This window comes from Flavobacterium limi, from assembly GCF_010645075.1.
Classification (GTDB): domain Bacteria; phylum Bacteroidota; class Bacteroidia; order Flavobacteriales; family Flavobacteriaceae; genus Flavobacterium; species Flavobacterium limi.
In genome coordinates this window covers 234,896-252,489 of the sequence record NZ_JAADZV010000003.1, presented here as the reverse complement: position 1 = coordinate 252,489, position 17,594 = coordinate 234,896, and the positions used below count along the sequence as shown (strand labels likewise).

At 32.6% G+C, this 17,594-nt stretch carries 17 protein-coding genes; 10 read left to right on the top strand and 7 right to left on the bottom strand.

Going from position 1 to position 17,594, the window contains the following annotated elements; all coding sequences use genetic code 11:
- Positions 1-2: 2 nt before the first annotated feature.
- The 6 genes from GXM16_RS08230 to GXM16_RS08205 all read left to right on the top strand — a co-directional run bounded on the left by GXM16_RS08230 (position 3) and on the right by GXM16_RS08205 (position 6,218).
- A complete protein-coding gene (locus GXM16_RS08230) occupies positions 3-815 on the top strand; it encodes a hypothetical protein (protein WP_163393916.1) in 813 nt (270 codons plus the stop codon).
- A 198-nt stretch (positions 816-1,013) separates the two neighbouring features.
- On the top strand, positions 1,014-1,223 hold the full coding sequence (locus GXM16_RS08225; protein ID WP_163393915.1) for a hypothetical protein: 210 nt from the start codon (positions 1,014-1,016) through the stop codon (positions 1,221-1,223).
- A gap of 2 nt (positions 1,224-1,225) precedes the next feature.
- Positions 1,226-2,344: a glycosyltransferase gene (locus GXM16_RS08220; RefSeq protein ID WP_163393914.1), complete on the top strand. Its 1,119-nt coding sequence runs from the start codon at positions 1,226-1,228 to the stop codon at positions 2,342-2,344.
- Complete coding sequence (locus tag GXM16_RS08215) at positions 2,341-3,417, top strand: glycosyltransferase (protein ID WP_163393913.1); 1,077 nt, start codon at positions 2,341-2,343, stop codon at positions 3,415-3,417. Before GXM16_RS08220 ends, GXM16_RS08215 begins: the two co-directional genes overlap by 4 nt.
- Entirely contained in the window at positions 3,417-4,766 is a 1,350-nt protein-coding gene (locus GXM16_RS08210) for an O-antigen ligase family protein (protein WP_163393912.1), read from the top strand. Before GXM16_RS08215 ends, GXM16_RS08210 begins: the two co-directional genes overlap by 1 nt.
- 57 nt (positions 4,767-4,823) lie before the next feature.
- Positions 4,824-6,218 (top strand): sugar transferase, encoded by a 1,395-nt coding sequence (locus tag GXM16_RS08205; protein ID WP_163393911.1) that lies wholly within the window; start codon positions 4,824-4,826, stop codon positions 6,216-6,218.
- Positions 6,219-6,220: 2 nt separating this feature from the next.
- Here GXM16_RS08205 and GXM16_RS08200 read toward each other — a convergent pair whose 3' ends face one another.
- Together GXM16_RS08200 and GXM16_RS08195 are read right to left on the bottom strand one after the other, a co-directional pair.
- Entirely contained in the window at positions 6,221-7,351 is a 1,131-nt protein-coding gene (locus GXM16_RS08200) for a lipoprotein N-acyltransferase Lnb domain-containing protein (protein WP_163393910.1), read from the bottom strand.
- A 21-nt stretch (positions 7,352-7,372) separates the two neighbouring features.
- The gene (locus GXM16_RS08195; RefSeq protein ID WP_229684282.1) at positions 7,373-8,440 is read right to left on the bottom strand and encodes a putative type IX sorting system protein PorV2; all 1,068 of its coding nucleotides are present in this window, start codon (positions 8,438-8,440) and stop codon (positions 7,373-7,375) included.
- Between the two features lie 189 nt (positions 8,441-8,629).
- On the opposite strand from GXM16_RS08195, the gene GXM16_RS08190 reads away from it, so the two are divergent.
- Complete coding sequence (locus GXM16_RS08190; RefSeq protein ID WP_163393909.1) at positions 8,630-9,340, top strand: CDP-alcohol phosphatidyltransferase family protein; 711 nt, start codon at positions 8,630-8,632, stop codon at positions 9,338-9,340.
- A gap of 12 nt (positions 9,341-9,352) precedes the next feature.
- Entirely contained in the window at positions 9,353-10,204 is an 852-nt protein-coding gene (locus GXM16_RS08185; RefSeq protein WP_163393908.1) for a glycoside hydrolase family 25 protein, read from the top strand.
- A gap of 90 nt (positions 10,205-10,294) precedes the next feature.
- On the opposite strand, the gene lptB is transcribed toward GXM16_RS08185, so the two are convergent.
- The 4 genes from lptB to GXM16_RS08165 form a co-directional block, all read right to left on the bottom strand.
- Positions 10,295-11,035 (bottom strand): LPS export ABC transporter ATP-binding protein, encoded by a 741-nt coding sequence (lptB, locus tag GXM16_RS08180; protein WP_031455966.1) that lies wholly within the window; start codon positions 11,033-11,035, stop codon positions 10,295-10,297.
- Positions 11,036-11,158: 123 nt separating this feature from the next.
- Entirely contained in the window at positions 11,159-11,509 is a 351-nt protein-coding gene (locus GXM16_RS08175) for a carboxymuconolactone decarboxylase family protein (protein ID WP_163393907.1), read from the bottom strand.
- Position 11,510: 1 nt separating this feature from the next.
- Positions 11,511-12,317 carry a twin-arginine translocase subunit TatC gene (tatC, locus tag GXM16_RS08170; RefSeq protein WP_163393906.1) on the bottom strand — a complete coding sequence of 269 codons (807 nt, stop codon included), beginning with the start codon at positions 12,315-12,317 and terminating at the stop codon, positions 11,511-11,513.
- Positions 12,317-13,282, bottom strand: coding sequence for a KpsF/GutQ family sugar-phosphate isomerase (locus tag GXM16_RS08165; RefSeq protein WP_163393905.1), 966 nt, complete (start codon positions 13,280-13,282; stop codon positions 12,317-12,319). The genes tatC and GXM16_RS08165 overlap by 1 nt, the downstream gene beginning before the upstream one ends.
- An 85-nt stretch (positions 13,283-13,367) precedes the next feature.
- On the opposite strand from GXM16_RS08165, the gene recQ reads away from it, so the two are divergent.
- A complete protein-coding gene (gene recQ / locus GXM16_RS08160; protein ID WP_163393904.1) occupies positions 13,368-15,560 on the top strand; it encodes a DNA helicase RecQ in 2,193 nt (730 codons plus the stop codon).
- Between the two features lie 98 nt (positions 15,561-15,658).
- Here recQ and GXM16_RS08155 read toward each other — a convergent pair whose 3' ends face one another.
- Entirely contained in the window at positions 15,659-15,898 is a 240-nt protein-coding gene (locus GXM16_RS08155; protein ID WP_163393903.1) for a hypothetical protein, read from the bottom strand.
- Between the two features lie 112 nt (positions 15,899-16,010).
- On the opposite strand from GXM16_RS08155, the gene GXM16_RS08150 reads away from it, so the two are divergent.
- On the top strand, positions 16,011-17,570 hold the full coding sequence (locus GXM16_RS08150) for an NAD(P)/FAD-dependent oxidoreductase (protein ID WP_163393902.1): 1,560 nt from the start codon (positions 16,011-16,013) through the stop codon (positions 17,568-17,570).
- The last annotated feature ends 24 nt before the right edge of the window (positions 17,571-17,594 follow it).

Here is a 17,594-nt window from a genome sequence, read left to right as displayed (position 1 = left end):
GCATGAATTTATTTTCATTATTTAAGAAAAGGAACTATATCTATTTTTATCATAAGTTAAAGCCATATTCCAAATCTGTTAAAAAAGGAATGCTTGATTATTCAGACTATGATTCTCTGGATGATTTAAGTAATTACTTCAAGATTGCAGATTTTAAAAAAATTGTTGTTGTAGCAAGTGGCCCAAGTGCTAAAAAAATAGTGCCGGAGAAAGATGCACTTTACTTTTGTTGTAATGACTCAATTAATATTGTTAAATCGATGCCTCATGTCTATGTTGTCCACGATCCGTTTTATTTAACTCTATATTTGAAGTCGTTTATGGCATCAGAGAAATGGTTGGGGACTATTTTTTGGATAATAGATAATAATTCTAAGGTAAACTCAAATTCGTTTGAAAAAGTATTGCATTATATTCTTCGAAAACATAGAAATAAAAGAGAATTTTTGATAACCAATTATAAGTATAACAAAAGTTCAGAGCTCTTGCATAAGGAATTAACTGAGAGCCTGAAAGAAGATTTTAATTTTACATATCAAAGTATCAATTCAGGTTTCAATACGTTAATGCTGGCTGCAGTTTTAGCTTGTAGAAAAAATAAAGTTCTTGAAATTTATGGCCTGGATATGGGAATTGGAGGGAACCAGTATTATAATAAAAAGGCAAGTATAGGAAAAAGTATAAGTGGCGATCATAATAAAGAAATTGTTAAAGACTTTCTTAATCAACTGTATAAGCGAAAAAATAAAATTTATAATGCTTCAAATTTTATGAATTATGAAGATGTCAAAATTGATAAACCCATACAAGAATAAGTATGGATTCAAACGCCAGCTATAATTTTAAATGGAGATTTTGAAACAGGCAGATAATACTCAAAAAGAGCATCTCATTATGTTTTAAGAAGTATTAAAACAAATTCATAATCTCAAATTCCTTTGAGCTGTTCAAGGATAACTTGGTAGTGAATTTAAATTAGTTTTCGACATCTAATTATAATAAGAATCTCAGTTATGAAAATTCTTGAAAGATTTGAGAACTATACCAGGCACAACAGCAGTTCATCTGGATTTTTTTTAGAAAAAAATAAAAAAAATAAAAAAAATGAAAAAAATGAAAAAAATGTTTTGATTCTGAATAGATTAAAAAATAACTTAATTTTTGTCAAAGTTTTAATTGGTAAGTATCATCATGCCATTTATGTAATTGCCGAAATCAAATAGAAATGAAATTTACAATAATCACCCACGTTAATCATGTTCAGGATAGCAATCAATACTTTGGTTATGCTCCTTATATACGTGAGATGAATATCTGGTTAAAATACGTTGATGAGGTCACCATTGTAGCACCTTTAATTAAAAGAAATCCATCAGTAATTGATATAGACTATCAACATGATAAAATTAACTTCATAAAAGTTCCTAATTTTAATATTACTAATTTTAAAAGTATTACAGCATCTTTATTTAAGTTTCCAGTTCTTTGTCTAAAAATATTCTGCGCAATGAAAAGTGCTGATCACATTCATTTGCGATGCCCTGGCAATATGGGGCTATTAGGTACTTTTATTCAGATATTTTTTCCACACAAAACCAAAACGGCTAAATATGCCGGAAATTGGGATCCAAAAAGCAAACAACCATGGACATACAATTTGCAAAAATACATTCTCAACAATACTTTTTTGACTAAAAATATGCAAGTTCTGGTTTATGGAGTTTGGGAAAATCAATCAAAAAATATAAAATCCTTTTTTACTGCGACATATTCAGAATCAGAGAAAAAAATAATCAAAAAGACCAGTTTAAATTCCGAAATTCATTTTGTTTTTGTTGGGAGTTTAGTTTTAGGGAAAAATCCACTTTATGCTGTTAAGTTAATTGAAGAGCTAATTAAAAAAACAAGTAAAGTCACTTTAGAATTATATGGCGAAGGCCCGGAAAGACCAGTTTTAGAAAGTTATATTCAGGAAAATCAGTTAGAGAATCATGTGATTTTGAAAGGAAATCAGAATCAGGATGTTGTAAAAACAGCTTATCAGAAAAGTCATTTTGTAATTTTGCCATCTAAAAGTGAGGGCTGGCCAAAAGCCATTGCTGAAGGAATGTTTTGGGGTTGTGTTCCTATTGCTTCAAAAGTTTCCTGTGTGCCTTTTATGCTTGATCATAATAACAGAGGTGTTTTATTAGAGATGGATTTAGAAAAAGATATAATACAAATTGAAAAAGTACTAGATGATGAAAAAAAATTTTTTTCTAAAAGTGAACTAGCACGTAACTGGTCGCAGCAATATACTACTGATGTCTTTGAATTGGAAATTAAAAAGCTATTGATTAAATGAAAGTAATACAAATCATAGATTCTCTTGAAGCTGGTGGCGCAGAACGTATGGCTGTAAACTACGCCAATGCATTAGCTAAAAAAATAACTTTTTCAGGATTAGTTGCGACCAGAAAAGAGGGAGTATTGATAAATCAAATTCATTCAGAAGTACCCTATTTATTTTTGGAAAAGAAGAAAAGGATAGATGTAAAAGCTGTTTTTAAATTAAGGGAGTTTATAAAAAAGAACAAAGTCGATATAGTGCATGCACATAGTTCTTCTTTTTTTATAGCTGTTTTAGTAAAATTGACTTTTCCAAAAGTGAAGATTATTTGGCATGACCATTATGGAACTCGTGCTAAAGAGTCCGTCAAGCAAAATAAAGTTTTGATTTTAATGTCTGTTTTTTTTTCATCTATTTTTGTTGTGAATCTTCAGTTAAAAGAATGGAACAAAAAAAATATGAAATGTTCTAACGTAATTTTTATACCAAATTTTGCAACTTTTCAAAATGTATCTGAACAAGTAACTGTTTTAAAAGGTAAAGAAGGCAAAAGAATTGTTTTTTTAGCGAATTTAAAAAAACCTAAAAATCATATTTTGATTTTAAAAGCTTTTCATGAATTAAAACTAAATGAATTAGGATGGAGTTTGCATTTAATCGGTAAAGATTATTCTGATTCCTATTCTCAGGAGATTAAAAGTTTTATAAAATTTTGTTCACTTGGGAATGATATCCATTTGTATGGAGAAAAAAATGATATAAAATTTATTTTATCACAAGCATCAATTGGAATTTTAGCTTCAACTGAAGAAGGGTTTCCGGTAACCTTATTGGAATATGCTTTAGGAAATCTGGCTGTAGTTTCAACAAATGCTGGGTATTGCTCATATGTAATTAAAGATGGTTTAACAGGCTTACTATTTGATCCTTCTTCGGATTATGATGTGAAAGACCAATTACTTAAATTGATTATGAATGATTTACTAATAAAAAAGCTAAGTGATAATTTTAACGAATCTGTCATGAAAAATTATTCAGAAGAAGTCGTAATTGAAAAGTTAATATTCGCATATAAAAAAAACATATAATGAAAAATTTTTCATTGTCTTATATTTATCTTCTTATAATCCATGCATTAATTGCTTTGGTTGTTTTTGTTGTTCCTTTTTTATCGAAAATTTATGCGCTTTTAATTCCTATTGTTGGTTTTTACTTTGTCTATGTAACTAAAAATAAAAATAATAGAGTTCTTTTGGTAGCAGCTTACATGGTAGGTGTTGAGGTTTTTTTACGAATGACAGGGGGTAATTTTAACAATGAATTTGTTAAAGTAAATGTGATATTTTTCATGTTTTTAGGCATGATATATAGTAATTTTTCTATTAATGCTTTTGTGTATTGGCTTTTTTTATTGTTATTAATTCCTGGGATTTTGGTAACATCTTCAAATGCTGATTTTTCTTCAAATGTTAGAAAATTATTAGTTTTTAATTTGTCGGGACCAGTTTGTCTTGCGGTTTCTGCAATTTATATGTATAAAAGGAAAATTTTATTTGCCGATTTGCAAAATGTTTTAGTTGCACTGGGATTGCCTATTGTAACCACTGCAGCTTATTTGTTTTTATACAATCCTAGTGTTAGGGATGTTGTTACGGGTACGCAATCAAATTTTGAGACATCAGGAGGTTTTGGTCCTAATCAGGTTTCCACGGTTTTAGGTTTAGGCATGTTCGTTTTTTTTGCACAATTAGTTTTGTTTTCAAAATCAAAAAAACAAATAATTTTGAATGGTGTTCTCCTATTGTTTATAAGTTACAGGGCAATTGTTACTTTTTCCAGAGGCGGAGTTATAACTGGTATAGTAATGATTATTTGCTTGTTGTTTTTATTATATTATTTTTCTAATTCAAAAGGTAAAAGTAAATTCACTTTAGTTTTTGTATTAACTGCTTTAATGGCTGGAGGAATATGGACTTATAGTTCATTGCAAACATCGGGCCTTATTAATAAACGTTATGCAAATGAAGATGGTACAGGAAGAGTGAAAAAAGATCGCCTGGGGGGAAGAGAAAAAATTATGAATGCTGAAGTTAAGCTTTTTTTAGATAATCCCATTACAGGTGTTGGGCCAGGAATGGGAAAATCTATAAGGAAAGAATCATTTGGAATTGAAGCCGCATCGCATAATGAAATAACACGTATGTTAAGTGAACATGGTTTACTGGGTATTTTTGGACTTCTGATACTCTTTATAGCTCCCTTTATACTGTATATTAATAATAAGCAGCATCTGTATTTTTTGTCTTTTTATTTTTTTTGGCTCCTGACTATTAATCATGCTGCTATGCGAACAGCCGCTCCTGCTTTTGTTTATGCATTATCACTTCTTTTAGTTCAGATTAAAATTCCTGAAAAAGCAGAGGATTTAGGGAATTAAGTTTATTTTTATAATACATTTGTCACAAATTAAAGGCGTAAAATTAAGATACAATATATGCAGGCAAACAAAAAAATGCATTTTGAAATTTCGGAAAGGAAAGTACTTCTTAGGCTTTTTGATATCGTTTTTGTTTTGTCTGCCTTATATTTAATGGATGAACTTTTTTATTATTCATATTTCAATTTAGATACTGCAGATTATTACAGACCAATTTTATTCATTGTTTACCTTAGTGGCTTTGGGACAATCTTCGAGATATATAATCTTCAGGTTGCGAGTAATCAGTTCCAGATTCTCCGAAGCATTATCTTAACTGTGACAACAGCTACATTAGTATATTTGTTTACGCCTGTATTTTCGCCAGAACTTCCAAAACAGCGCTTGGTGATTCTGATTTTTTATTTTACTATTCTGGGGGCTTTATTGCTTTGGCGATTTTTTTACGTTTTCTTTTTAGCGACTCATAGGTTTTCACAAAACGTAATTTTAATTTGTAATAAACATCAGGTCGATGAACTCGTTTTAGGATTAGAAAATGTTGATCCGCATTATAAAATCATTGGATTTGTAAATTCAGATGTTATGGCGGAACAGGATTTTTCCTTAAACTATATAAAAGAAATTAAAAAGGATGATTTATTGACTTTTGTTAGTAAAAACAGTGTTTCAGAAATTATCATAGCCTCACAAAAAACAGAGGGTATTACTGCTGATTTATATCAACATTTACTTTATTTGCTTGAAAAAGGTAATATCATCAGAGAATATACACAAGTATACGAAAACAAAACGCAACGCATTCCGGTTCAATATATCGCAAGGGATTTTTATCGCTTTTTTCCATTTAGCCGAAGTAATAATAATAAGTTATATCTATTACTAGTGAGCTTTATTGAATTTGTTTTTTCATTGACTGGTTTGATTCTTTGCGCCATTTTTATACCCTTAATCTTTATTGCTAATGTTTTTTGGAATAAAGGGAGTTTGTTTTATACACAAGAGCGTGTAGGTAAAAACGGAAGGATCTTCCAGATATATAAATTTAGGACCATGGTCGAAAATTCTGAAAATAATGGAGCTGTTTTTGCAAAATCAAATGATAAAAGAATTACGCCATTTGGAAAATTTATGCGAAAAACAAGAATTGATGAATTTCCGCAATTTATAAACGTTTTAAAAGGAGATATGGCTATTATTGGCCCAAGACCTGAAAGGCCATTTTTTGTTAAGGAAATTGCTGAAATAATGCCCTTTTATGAAACCCGCCATGTCATTAAACCCGGACTTACAGGCTGGGCACAAGTAAATTACTCATATGGAGAATCTATTGAAGAAAGTCTGATAAAATTGCAATATGATTTGTACTATATCAAGCATCGAAGTATATTTCTGGACTTGAGTATTACCTTAAAAACTATAACCACAGTTTTATTCTACAGAGGGCAATAACTTTAGATTATTATTGGTATTCTTTTTTTATTTTTAATGGCTATCCTTACTAAAACGACTCCACTCGTAATAATCATTGGCAGAACAATAAAAAAGTGAGCTTTGTTGATTATAAAAACGGTATAAATAAACAATAAACCTAAATGCAGTACAGCAAACTTATAGGTCCATTTTTTGTTGCTAATAGCTGAAAAAACAATTAAAAATAACAATAACGGACTAAATAACATTATATTATAATTCATTGCTAATTCCTGATGGAAAGAATAAAACCCCATCGAGACAAAAAAGATTCCCATTAAGGATAAAATAAATATATAGATTTTATCAATAAACCTTTTATTTATTAAAACAATAAAGGCAAGCAAAATAATATAAGTGTATATATTATTCCACCATGAAGCTGGTGTTTCTTTTTCAAAATTTAATAATGTTTTACTTTTGCCGGCAAGAGCATGGTTTTGAAAAGTTATTTTTTCTAAACTGTTTTTTAACTCAAAAGGCAGGAATATTTTTGTGCCTAATTGGTCTACTTTTGTTCCAAAAATGACACTTGTTCCTAACTTTTCATAAAAATGCCCATCAAAATATGGGAATAAAATGTTTCTGTAGGTTATACCAGTATCTTCCTTTTTAGTAATTACCTTTTTATTCAATGACTTATTAATAACGTCAACTACCATTGAAGTGCAATTTTTATCGATAAATTTATAAGTGTAATAACGATCTTCTGAAAGGAGCGTAGTATTTAAATTATCAAAAAGTTTTTGTTTTGCTTCTTGCGGAATAAGAAGTTCTTGTTCGTAAACGCTTCTTCTTTCGTAATTATATGTATTTATAAAATCATTGTAAGAATGTGCTATTACAAAGTATTGTAAATCTCCTTTTGCAAATTTGGCCACGAAATTAGGAGTTCTGAAATCAAAAGCCCCGTAATTATATACAATATCAATATTGTTTGCAGGATCAGTGACGCGTATAGCCGTGTGTCCGAAAAAAGAATAAGATTCATTGCCAAGACCACATGTCAATACACTTACATGCCCTTCTTTTGACAATGGTAAATTTTGCCCAAAACTAAAATTGGATATTAGTAATAAGAACATTATTTTTAGAAACGTAAAACTTCTCATTTTTGATTTTTTGATAAATCCTTATCTAAATATACCTAAGTCTACTTTAAGCGAAAAAATATTAGAATATAATGCAGTACTTTGATTGCCTAAATCAGTCAGTGCGTAATCAACCTGGATTCCTTTATACTTAAAACCAAGTCCAATATTAGGCTGGAAATTCAACTTTTCAGAATTATCCAATTGTGTAACGTTCTGAAAATTTCCTGCTCCAGCTCTTAAAAAAATAAGCTCTGTATAACCAAATTCAAAACCCAATGCCGGATCAATGCTTACAAGATTTGATGAAATAATGTCATTAGTCTGTTCAAAACGCATGTTTAAATTTGTAGCAACCAAAAGACTCGTGTCATTATGAAATTCAAACTTTTTTGAAACTCCTAATTGTGCTTTTGGTAATGTAATCTCTGTGCTTTCGGGTAATTCCTGATTTTCTCCGGGAATAGCATCTGAGACTTTTTTATATTCTTCTTCATCGATATTCCAAACATTGTAAGTAGTTGTAATATCCCGTAACATCAACCCGAATTTCCAGTCGTTTCTTTCAAACTGAAGACCAAAATCAAATCCGAATCCCCAGGAATTAGCAAATTTTCCAATAACACGGCGAATGATTTTTGCATTTATACCGTACTGAAATCCTTCAAGGGGTAGTTTCCGGGCATATGAAAATGTAAAACCATAATCTGCGGTAGAGAATAAACTGATGCGGTTGTAATCAATATTTCCCTGGTTATCGATTAATTGGGTGGTGTCCATAATGTCATCAACACCAAAACGAATCATCGAAATTCCCCAGGCACTTCTGTCGTCAATAGGACTGGCATATCCAATATAATCGTATTGCGCAATATTGGCAAAATAACTGGCATGCATCAATGAAATTTGATGATCTTCAAGATGTGTTAATCCGGCCGGATTCCAATATACAGAATTGACATCATTAGTCGAAGCTACAACAGCACTTGACATTCCAAGAGCTGCAGCATCGACTCCAATATTCATAAACTCATTCGAATATTTTCGAACGGTCTGAGCATAATGTGAAGTGCAATTCCAAAACAATAAAAATACTAAGATTTTTTTCAACGTATTTATTTTTTCAAACCTAGGCTTGTTTAAAATTTTACCAAAAATATAATTTTTTATCGAGCTTATTTCTTCCTTTTTGGAAATAATATAAAAGTCGGGCGTCAGAATAAAAAACTCTATTTAAAACGCATATAAGAATGACTTATTATGCTAAATTTGCTCTTCCAATCTTCAAAATTATAAAAAATGAATATCAAAAAACACATTCCTAATTTTATTACACTAATCAATCTTTTTTGTGGTTGTGTCGCGGTAGTTTTTGTTTCAAAACAAGATTATGAAATGGCCTTTTATATGGTTTGTTTAGGAATATTTTTTGATTTTTTTGATGGTTTTTTTGCGAGGTTATTTAAAGTGTCAAGTCCGCTTGGCTTACAATTGGATTCTCTGGCTGATATGGTAACTAGTGGAGTGGTGCCGGGATATGTTATGTTTTCAATGTTTACAAATAGTGCTCACGAATTAGGAACAAGCCCTGTAATTCCATTTTTAGGATTCATTGTTACTTTAGGATCTTGTTACCGATTAGCTAATTTTAATATTGATACACGTCAAACAGATTCGTTTATTGGTTTGCCAACTCCGGCAAATGCACTTTTTATCCTGAGTTTGCCTTTGGTTTTAAAATTTTCAGATTCATTAATCACCCTGGAACTATTAACCAACCAATGGGTTTTACTTGTAATTACTTTATCCAGTGCTTATATCCTGAATGCCGAGATTCCCCTGTTTGCTTTGAAAATTAAAAAGTTTACGATCAAAGATAATGTTCTTCAGATTGTGTTTTTGGCAATTTCTATCGTTTTACTTTTGTTACTTCAATTTAGTGCAGTTCCTGTAATTATTATTATTTATGTGTTGTTATCAGTTATAAATAATAAGTTTTTGAAAAAGTAGTTTTGTATTCGAATGGCAAGAAAAACAACTTATCGTAAAACAACTTCCAGAAAAACGGGCAGATCTATTTTTAGTAGGATACTGCGTTTTATTTCCTTCTCAATTTTTGCTTTGCTTTTTATTGCCGTAATCTATCACTATCGTAGAGGATTAGCTTATTATTTAGGATTTAAAAGCCATAAAATGTCTGAGAAAGAAGTTGAGGATAAGCGATTGTCTGATATTCGTAATTTTCAGGTTCTGGCAAAACATGAAGGCAAGTCAGTTGGATTGGATGTGTCGGAATATCAGGGTAAAATCAGCTGGTCGTATGTAGATACTTTAGAGCAAAAATATCCGTTGGATTTTGTATTTATCAGGGCAACAGTAGGCAGGGACAGGACAGATTTTCAGTTTAAACGCAATTGGACTGGAGCTAAGAAGAATAATATGATTCGTGGGGCGTATCATTATTATCGTCCAAATGAAAATTCTATTGAACAGGCTAATCTTTTTATTGAAACAGTAAAGCTTGAAAAAGGCGATTTGCCTCCGGTTCTGGATATCGAAAAATTACCAAAGAGTCAATCTTTGGATAGTTTGAAAAAAGGATTAAAACGCTGGCTTTTAAAAGTAGAAAATCATTATAAAGTTCGTCCTATTATTTATACAGGAGAGCGATATTATTCAGATTTTTTAAAGGATGAATTTGGGGAATATCTTTTTTGGATTGCCAATTATAATTTCTACAGAGAAAAAATTGAAGATGACTGGCTATTTTGGCAGTTTACTGAAAAAGCAACTGTCCCAGGAATTGAACGTACGGTAGATATAAATATTTACAACGGAGATTTCCAGCAATTGCAATATATAACTGTGGATTAGTTTTTTTGTGAAAAGTAAGTTTTAAAAAGAAAAATGAACAATTGATTAATAATGAACATTTTACTTTTTACTATTTACATTTTACTATTTTTAGAATTCCAATTTCTTTTTACGAAGTTCAAAGTTTTGTCCTAAATAAACACGGCGTACCATTTCGTCCTCAACCAATTCTTCAGGGATTCCGGCTTTTAATATTCCTCCTTCAAACATTAAATATGTTTTGTCGGTAATAGCCAGAGTTTCCTGAACATTGTGATCTGTAATCAGGATTCCGATATTTTTGTTTTTTAATTGTGCTACAATTCGCTGAATATCTTCAACCGCAACCGGGTCAACTCCGGCAAAAGGCTCGTCCAACAAAATAAATTTCGGATCTGTTGCCAATGCACGCGCAATTTCGGTACGACGTCTTTCTCCACCAGAAAGCAAGTCACCACGGTTGGTGCGAATGTGTTCTAAGCTGAATTCTTCAATTAAACTTTCCATCTTTGCAATTTGAGCTTCTTTTGAAAGTTTTGTTAATTGTAAAACACTTAAGATATTGTCTTCAATGCTGAGTTTTCTAAAAACAGAAGCTTCCTGTGCTAAATAACCAATTCCTTGCTGGGCACGTTTGTACATTGGGTAATCAGTAATGTTAAGATCATCGAGATAAATATTTCCCTGGTTAGGTTTTACTAATCCTACAATCATGTAAAAAGAAGTTGTTTTTCCTGCACCATTTGGACCCAGCAATCCAACTATTTCCCCCTGATTTACTTCAACAGAAATTCCTTTTACAACACTTCGTCCCTTGTAGGTTTTGATTAAATTATCGGCTCTTAGCTTCATTTTTTTAATTAGATGATTAGGTAATTTGGAAATGAGATAATTTCAATCTCAGATCGGCAAAATAAATAAAAATTAATTAATCAAATAAATGAATTAACATATCGTGTTAAATTATCTAATTGACTAATTTTCCGATTCTTCGAGTGCTTCCCAGAATTCGTAAGCTCTTCTTAAGTGCGGAATTACAATTGTACCTCCAACCAAAGTGGCGATTCCCATTGCTTCCATCATTTCTTCTTTTGTAACGCCTTCTTTATAACTTGTTTCTAAATGATATTTTACACAGTCATCACAGCGTAAAACTGCAGAAGCTACTAAGCCAAGAAGTTCTTTTGTTTTTACATCCAAAGCGCCCGACGCATATGCATTAGTGTCAAGATTAAAAATTCGCTTTACAATTTTGTTGTTATCAGCGAGTAATTTTTCGTTCATCTTGGAACGATAGTCGTTAAATTCTTGAATAATATCAGACATTTTATTTTTCTTTATTTTTATAAACAACCTTTGAAATCAGGATACTTACTTCATAGATAATTAACATTGGTATTGCTACAATTGTCTGACTGACCACGTCCGGAGGTGTTACGATTGCAGCAATAATCAAAATAAGAATTACGGCATATTTCCAATATTTTCTTAAAAAAATCGGAGTTACTAATCCTAATTTGGTTAAGAAATAAATGATGATTGGCAGCTCAAAGAACAAGCCGCCTGCCAGAACACTCGTTTTTACCATTCCCATATAGGAGTCAAGAGTAAATTGATTTTTTACCACATCACTTACAGAGAAAGTGGCAACGAAATTTACAGACATTGGAATTACTATAAAATATCCAAAAATTACACCTAAAAAAAACAGGAGGGAGGAAGTGAAAATAAATACTTTAGCATTTTTTCTTTCTTTCTCATATAAAGCCGGGCTGATAAATTTCCAAAGCTCCCATAGAATATAAGGAAAGCCTAAAATGAAACCTACCAAAATACACATCCATACAAAAATATTGACTTGCCCTTCCATTTGAGTATTTTGAATGATGAAATTCAGCTCAGTAATGCAGATGCTGTCTGCGAACCCTAATTGATGAGATAAATCGCAAAACCATACATAAGTAAAGAAAGTAGGTCTTGTTGGGCCTAAAATTATTTCATCAAATAAATAATCACTAAAAAAATAGGTAAAAAAAGCCATTACAAGAATAGCAATTGTACTTCTGACTAATAGCCATCTTAATTCTTCTAGATGGTCTAAAAATGACATTTCGTTAAGGTTTTTCTTTGCCATTATATAATTCCCTCTTTTAAAATATCATGTAAATGCAATACTCCTTTGTATTCGCCATTGTCAGAAACAATCAATTGTGTTATCGAAAAATCTTCTAAAATATTCAGGGCATCTACGGCCATGGTGTTTGAAGAAACTAATTTTGGGTTTTTACTCATAATATCTTTGGCGGTTAAATCGGCTATTGTATCTGTGTTGTTTAGCATTCTTCGAATGTCTCCGTCAGTAATAATTCCTACTATTTTGTTGTTTTCAATAACGGCAGTTACACCAAGTCTTTTTTCGGAAATTTCAAAAATTACTTTTTTAACAGGTGTTTCAGGAGTTACCGTAGGTTTTAGAGAATTCTCAATCATATCTTTTACACGGAGTAATAATTTTTTCCCTAAAGCTCCTCCCGGATGATATACTGCAAAATCCTCGGGTTTGAAGTCACGCATTTCCATCAAACAGACTGCAAGAGCATCGCCCATTACAAGCTGGGCAGTCGTACTGTTTGTAGGGGCCAGATTTATGGGGCAGGCTTCCATGTCAACAGTGGTGTTTAAAACGTAATCAGAGCCTTTGGCTAAAAATGAAGTTATATTTCCTGTCATTCCAATCAAGACATTTCCAAAGCGTTTTAATAAAGGAACTAAAGCTTTGATTTCAGGACTGTTTCCGCTTTTTGATATACAAATTATGATGTCATCATTCTGAATCATCCCTAAATCGCCATGAATCGCTTCAGAAGCATGAAGAAACATGGAAGGTGTTCCGGTTGAATTAAAGGTCGCAACCATTTTTTGTGCAATAATGGCACTTTTTCCAATTCCTGTAACGATTAATCGCCCTTTTGTTTCGTAAATTCGTTGGGTTGCTTCGTAAAAATTTTCATCAAGGAAATCGATTAGCTTTGTAATTGCTTCACTTTCAGAGAGTATTGTTTTTTTTGCGATAGCTAAAATATTTTCTTTTGTAATCAAAACAGGAAAGTTAAAATTTGTGAATGTGAAAGAAATTCGTATCTTTATGATGCAAATTTATACAAAAATACCATTAATATAAAGAATGAGTTCAAACGAAATTGAAATACATAAAGAATTAAAGAAGTATTTCGGCTTTAGCCAATTTAAGGGTTTGCAGGAACAAGTTATTACAAGTATTTTAAATAAAAAAAATACATTTGTTATTATGCCAACCGGAGGCGGTAAATCTCTTTGCTATCAACTGCCTGCTTTAATTCAGGATGGGACAGCTATAGTTGTTTCTCCACTAATTGCCTTAATGAAAAATCAGGTCGATGCCATTCGAAGTCTTTCTTCTGAAAATGGAATTGCTCATGTACTGAATTCATCTCTTACAAAAACTGAAATTGCACAGGTTAAGAAAGATATTACATCTGGTTTGACTAAACTTTTATATGTCGCACCTGAATCTTTAACAAAAGAAGAATATGTAGCTTTTTTACAAAGTGTATCCATTTCATTTGTGGCAATTGATGAGGCGCATTGTATTTCAGAATGGGGTCATGATTTCAGGCCTGAATATAGAAATCTAAAAAACATAATCAAACAATTAGGTCAGGTACCAATTATAGGTCTTACTGCAACTGCAACTCCAAAAGTCCAGGAAGATATTTTGAAAAATCTGGACATGTCAGATGCAAATACTTTTAAAGCATCTTTCAATAGGCCAAACCTTTATTACGAGGTTCGAACAAAAACAAAAAGTATTGAGTCGGATATTATTCGGTTTATCAAACAGCATAAAGGCAAATCCGGTATTATTTACTGTTTAAGCCGTAAAAAAGTTGAATCGATTGCTGAAGTTTTACAGGTAAACGGAATCAGTGCGGTGCCTTACCACGCAGGGCTGGATGCTAAAACCCGTGCCAAACATCAGGATATGTTTTTGATGGAAGATGTAGATGTGGTGGTTGCAACAATTGCGTTCGGAATGGGAATTGACAAACCGGATGTTCGTTTTGTGATTCATCATGATATTCCAAAATCATTAGAAAGTTATTATCAGGAAACGGGGCGTGCAGGACGCGATGGAGGAGAAGGACATTGTCTGGCTTACTACTCTTATAAAGATGTGGAAAAGCTGGAGAAATTCATGTCAGGAAAACCGGTAGCTGAGCAGGAAATAGGTTTTGCTTTGTTGCAGGAAGTTGTAGCTTATGCTGAAACATCTATGTCAAGAAGAAAGTTCCTGCTGCATTATTTTGGTGAAGAATTTCCGGATGATGGCGATGGAGCAGATATGGATGATAACGTTCGTAACCCGAAAAATAAAATTGAAGCAAAAGATCAGGTTGTCAAATTGTTGGAAATTGTTCGTGACACCAAACATATTTACAAATCAAAAGAAATTGTGTTTACCTTAATAGGTCGTATTAACGCTGTTATCAAGGCTCATAAAACAGATGTTCAGTCCTTTTTCGGATCAGGTTCAGATCATGATGAAAAATACTGGATGGCATTATTACGTCAGGTTTTAGTGTCGGGCTATTTGTCAAAAGATATAGAAACGTATGGAGTTGTAAAAATAACACAACAAGGATTGGATTTTATCAAAAAACCGGTTTCGTTTATGATGTCTGAAGATCATGAATACAGCGAAGCTGATGATGAATCAATTGTGGCATCATCCAAATCCTCTGGGACTTCTGATGAGGTTTTGACCGGAATGTTGAAAGAACTTCGGAAAAAAGTGGCCAAAAAACTGGGGGTACCTCCATTTGTGGTTTTTCAGGATCCTTCTTTAGAGGATATGGCTTTAAAATATCCAATTACATTACAGGAATTGTTTAATATTCATGGAGTTGGGGAAGGAAAAGCGAAAAAATACGGAGGAGAGTTTGTCGCTTTAATCAGCAGATATGTTGAAGATAACGATATTATCCGCCCGGACGATTTGGTTGTAAAATCTACAGGAGTCAATTCGGCCAATAAATTATACATCATTCAGAATATCGACAGAAAATTGCCTTTAAGCGATATTGCTTCTGCAAAAGGATTAACAATGGATGCGTTGATTAAAGAGATGGAACAAATCGTTTATTCCGGAACCAAATTAAATATCAAATATTGGGTTGATGATATGCTTGATGATGATCAGCAGGAAGAAATCCACGATTATTTCATGGAATCAGAATCTGATAAAATAGAAGATGCCTTAAAAGAGTTTGATGGTGATTACGATATTGACGAGTTGCGTTTGATGCGAATCAAATTTATTAGTGAGGTTGCGAATTAAAATAAATAAATCCCAATCTTTTAAAATCCAAATTCCAAATCTACAGTCTAGTATTGGAATTTGGATTTTTTTATTTTGGAATTCAAAAATTTAGAATTTTACTCTGTATAAACTTCTCCTCGATGGGGCTTCAAAGCATCTCTTACCTGAATCATATTTTCGTCAGTTGCCACCATAAAAGCTATGGCATGCATATCGTTTATCACTTTAAATCCCGTAATATTTAACGGAAGCTTTTCAATAGCAATATATTCTTTCAAATGAATTTCATGGTGCTCAGCTGTTTTTGCAGATGCCGGACCCCGAAAATCCCAAATTAGTTTTATTTTTCTGGACATTATTTATAGGTACAAAGTTTCAAAGAAACAAAGGTACAAAGTCTCAGTTCAAAATGTTATTTTTGCATGTTCTTTTCATAGATAGAAAAGCTAATAGAATAAATAAAACACGATGCCAAGAGAACTTTTACTTCAGGTAACTCCCGAAATAGCAGCAAATGAATTATTGCTAAAAGACTATTTGTCCAAACAAATAAAAGTTTCTCTCAAAGAAATTCAGCATGTTTCAATTCTGAAGCGTTCAATTGATGCGCGGCAAAAAGCGATAAAAGTCAATTTAAAAGTATTTATTTATTTAAAAGGTGAATCATTTCAGGAAGCTAAAATTCAACTGCCTATATATAAAGACGTTTCGAAAGCTCAGGAAGTAATTGTAGTTGGTGCAGGTCCGGCAGGACTGTTTGCAGCTTTGCAGTTAGTTGAATTAGGCTTAAAGCCAATTGTACTCGAACGGGGTAAAGACGTTCGTGGACGCAGACGTGACCTGAAAGCAATCAACAGGGAGCATATAGTAAACGAAGATTCTAATTATTGTTTTGGTGAAGGCGGTGCAGGAACTTATTCAGATGGGAAGTTATACACACGTTCTAAAAAACGTGGGGATGTAACCCGTATTTTGGAACTTTTAGTTGCTTTTGGAGCTTCTGAAGATATTTTGGTAGAAGCACATCCGCATATAGGAACCAACAAATTGCCTAAAATAATAGAAGATATCCGTAATAAAATAATCGAATTTGGGGGTCAGGTTTTGTTTGATACCCGGGTAACGGATATTTTAGTAAAAAATAATGAAGTACAAGGAATCGTAACTCAAAACGGAGACAGGATTCTTGCAAATAAATTAATCTTAGCAACGGGGCATTCGGCTCGGGATGTTTTTGAATTATTAGATAAAAAGAAAATTTTTATAGAAGCAAAACCATTTGCTTTGGGAGTTAGGGCAGAACATTCGCAACAATTAATCGATAGTATTCAGTATAGTTGTGATTATCGCGGAGAACATTTACCTCCGGCACCTTATTCTATTGTAAAGCAGGTAAACGGTCGTGGTATGTATTCATTTTGTATGTGTCCGGGAGGTGTGATTGCCCCATGCGCAACTAGCCCGGGCGAAGTGGTTACAAACGGTTGGTCACCTTCTAAACGCGATCAGTCAACAGCGAATTCAGGTATTGTAGTGGAATTAAAATTAGAGGATTTTAAACCTTTTGCTAAATTCGGTGCTCTGGCCGGAATGGAATTTCAAAAGAGCATTGAACAAAAGGCATGGCACTTAGCAGGAAGGACTCAAAAAGTTCCTGCCCAGCGAATGATAGACTTTACACAAAATAAAGTTTCTTCAGATATTCCCAAAACTTCTTATGTTCCCGGAACGACTTCGGTAGAAATGGGTCAGGTTTTTCCGGGATTTCTATCACAGATAATGCGTCAGGGTTTTCAGGAATTCGGGAAATCGATGCGTGGTTATCTTACGAACGAAGCGATTTTGCATGCTCCTGAAAGCCGGACTTCATCTCCGGTCAGGATTCCGAGAGATTCTCACACTTTAGAACATTTGCAAATCAAAGGCTTGTATCCGTGTGGAGAAGGCGCAGGTTATGCAGGGGGAATTATTTCGGCTGCAATTGATGGAGAAAAATGTGCTTTGATGATTGCTGAATCGTTGAAATAATGTACTTTTTGCTTTTTCTTGGGT

What these genes read in the sequence shown, in the direction of transcription:
- GXM16_RS08230 (WP_163393916.1), top strand. Translation starts at nt 3, where the DNA reads ATGAATTTATTTTCATTATTTAAGAAAAGGAACTATATCTATTTTTAT.
- GXM16_RS08225 (WP_163393915.1), top strand. Translation starts at nt 1,014, where the DNA reads ATGAAAATTCTTGAAAGATTTGAGAACTATACCAGGCACAACAGCAGT.
- GXM16_RS08220 (WP_163393914.1), top strand. Translation starts at nt 1,226, where the DNA reads ATGAAATTTACAATAATCACCCACGTTAATCATGTTCAGGATAGCAAT.
- GXM16_RS08215 (WP_163393913.1), top strand. Translation starts at nt 2,341, where the DNA reads ATGAAAGTAATACAAATCATAGATTCTCTTGAAGCTGGTGGCGCAGAA.
- GXM16_RS08210 (WP_163393912.1), top strand. Translation starts at nt 3,417, where the DNA reads ATGAAAAATTTTTCATTGTCTTATATTTATCTTCTTATAATCCATGCA.
- GXM16_RS08205 (WP_163393911.1), top strand. Translation starts at nt 4,824, where the DNA reads ATGCAGGCAAACAAAAAAATGCATTTTGAAATTTCGGAAAGGAAAGTA.
- GXM16_RS08200 (WP_163393910.1), bottom strand. Translation starts at nt 7,351, where the DNA reads ATGAGAAGTTTTACGTTTCTAAAAATAATGTTCTTATTACTAATATCC.
- GXM16_RS08190 (WP_163393909.1), top strand. Translation starts at nt 8,630, where the DNA reads ATGAATATCAAAAAACACATTCCTAATTTTATTACACTAATCAATCTT.
- GXM16_RS08185 (WP_163393908.1), top strand. Translation starts at nt 9,353, where the DNA reads ATGGCAAGAAAAACAACTTATCGTAAAACAACTTCCAGAAAAACGGGC.
- lptB (WP_031455966.1), bottom strand. Translation starts at nt 11,035, where the DNA reads ATGAAGCTAAGAGCCGATAATTTAATCAAAACCTACAAGGGACGAAGT.
- GXM16_RS08175 (WP_163393907.1), bottom strand. Translation starts at nt 11,509, where the DNA reads ATGTCTGATATTATTCAAGAATTTAACGACTATCGTTCCAAGATGAAC.
- tatC (WP_163393906.1), bottom strand. Translation starts at nt 12,317, where the DNA reads ATGGCAAAGAAAAACCTTAACGAAATGTCATTTTTAGACCATCTAGAA.
- recQ (WP_163393904.1), top strand. Translation starts at nt 13,368, where the DNA reads ATGAGTTCAAACGAAATTGAAATACATAAAGAATTAAAGAAGTATTTC.
- GXM16_RS08155 (WP_163393903.1), bottom strand. Translation starts at nt 15,898, where the DNA reads ATGTCCAGAAAAATAAAACTAATTTGGGATTTTCGGGGTCCGGCATCT.
- GXM16_RS08150 (WP_163393902.1), top strand. Translation starts at nt 16,011, where the DNA reads ATGCCAAGAGAACTTTTACTTCAGGTAACTCCCGAAATAGCAGCAAAT.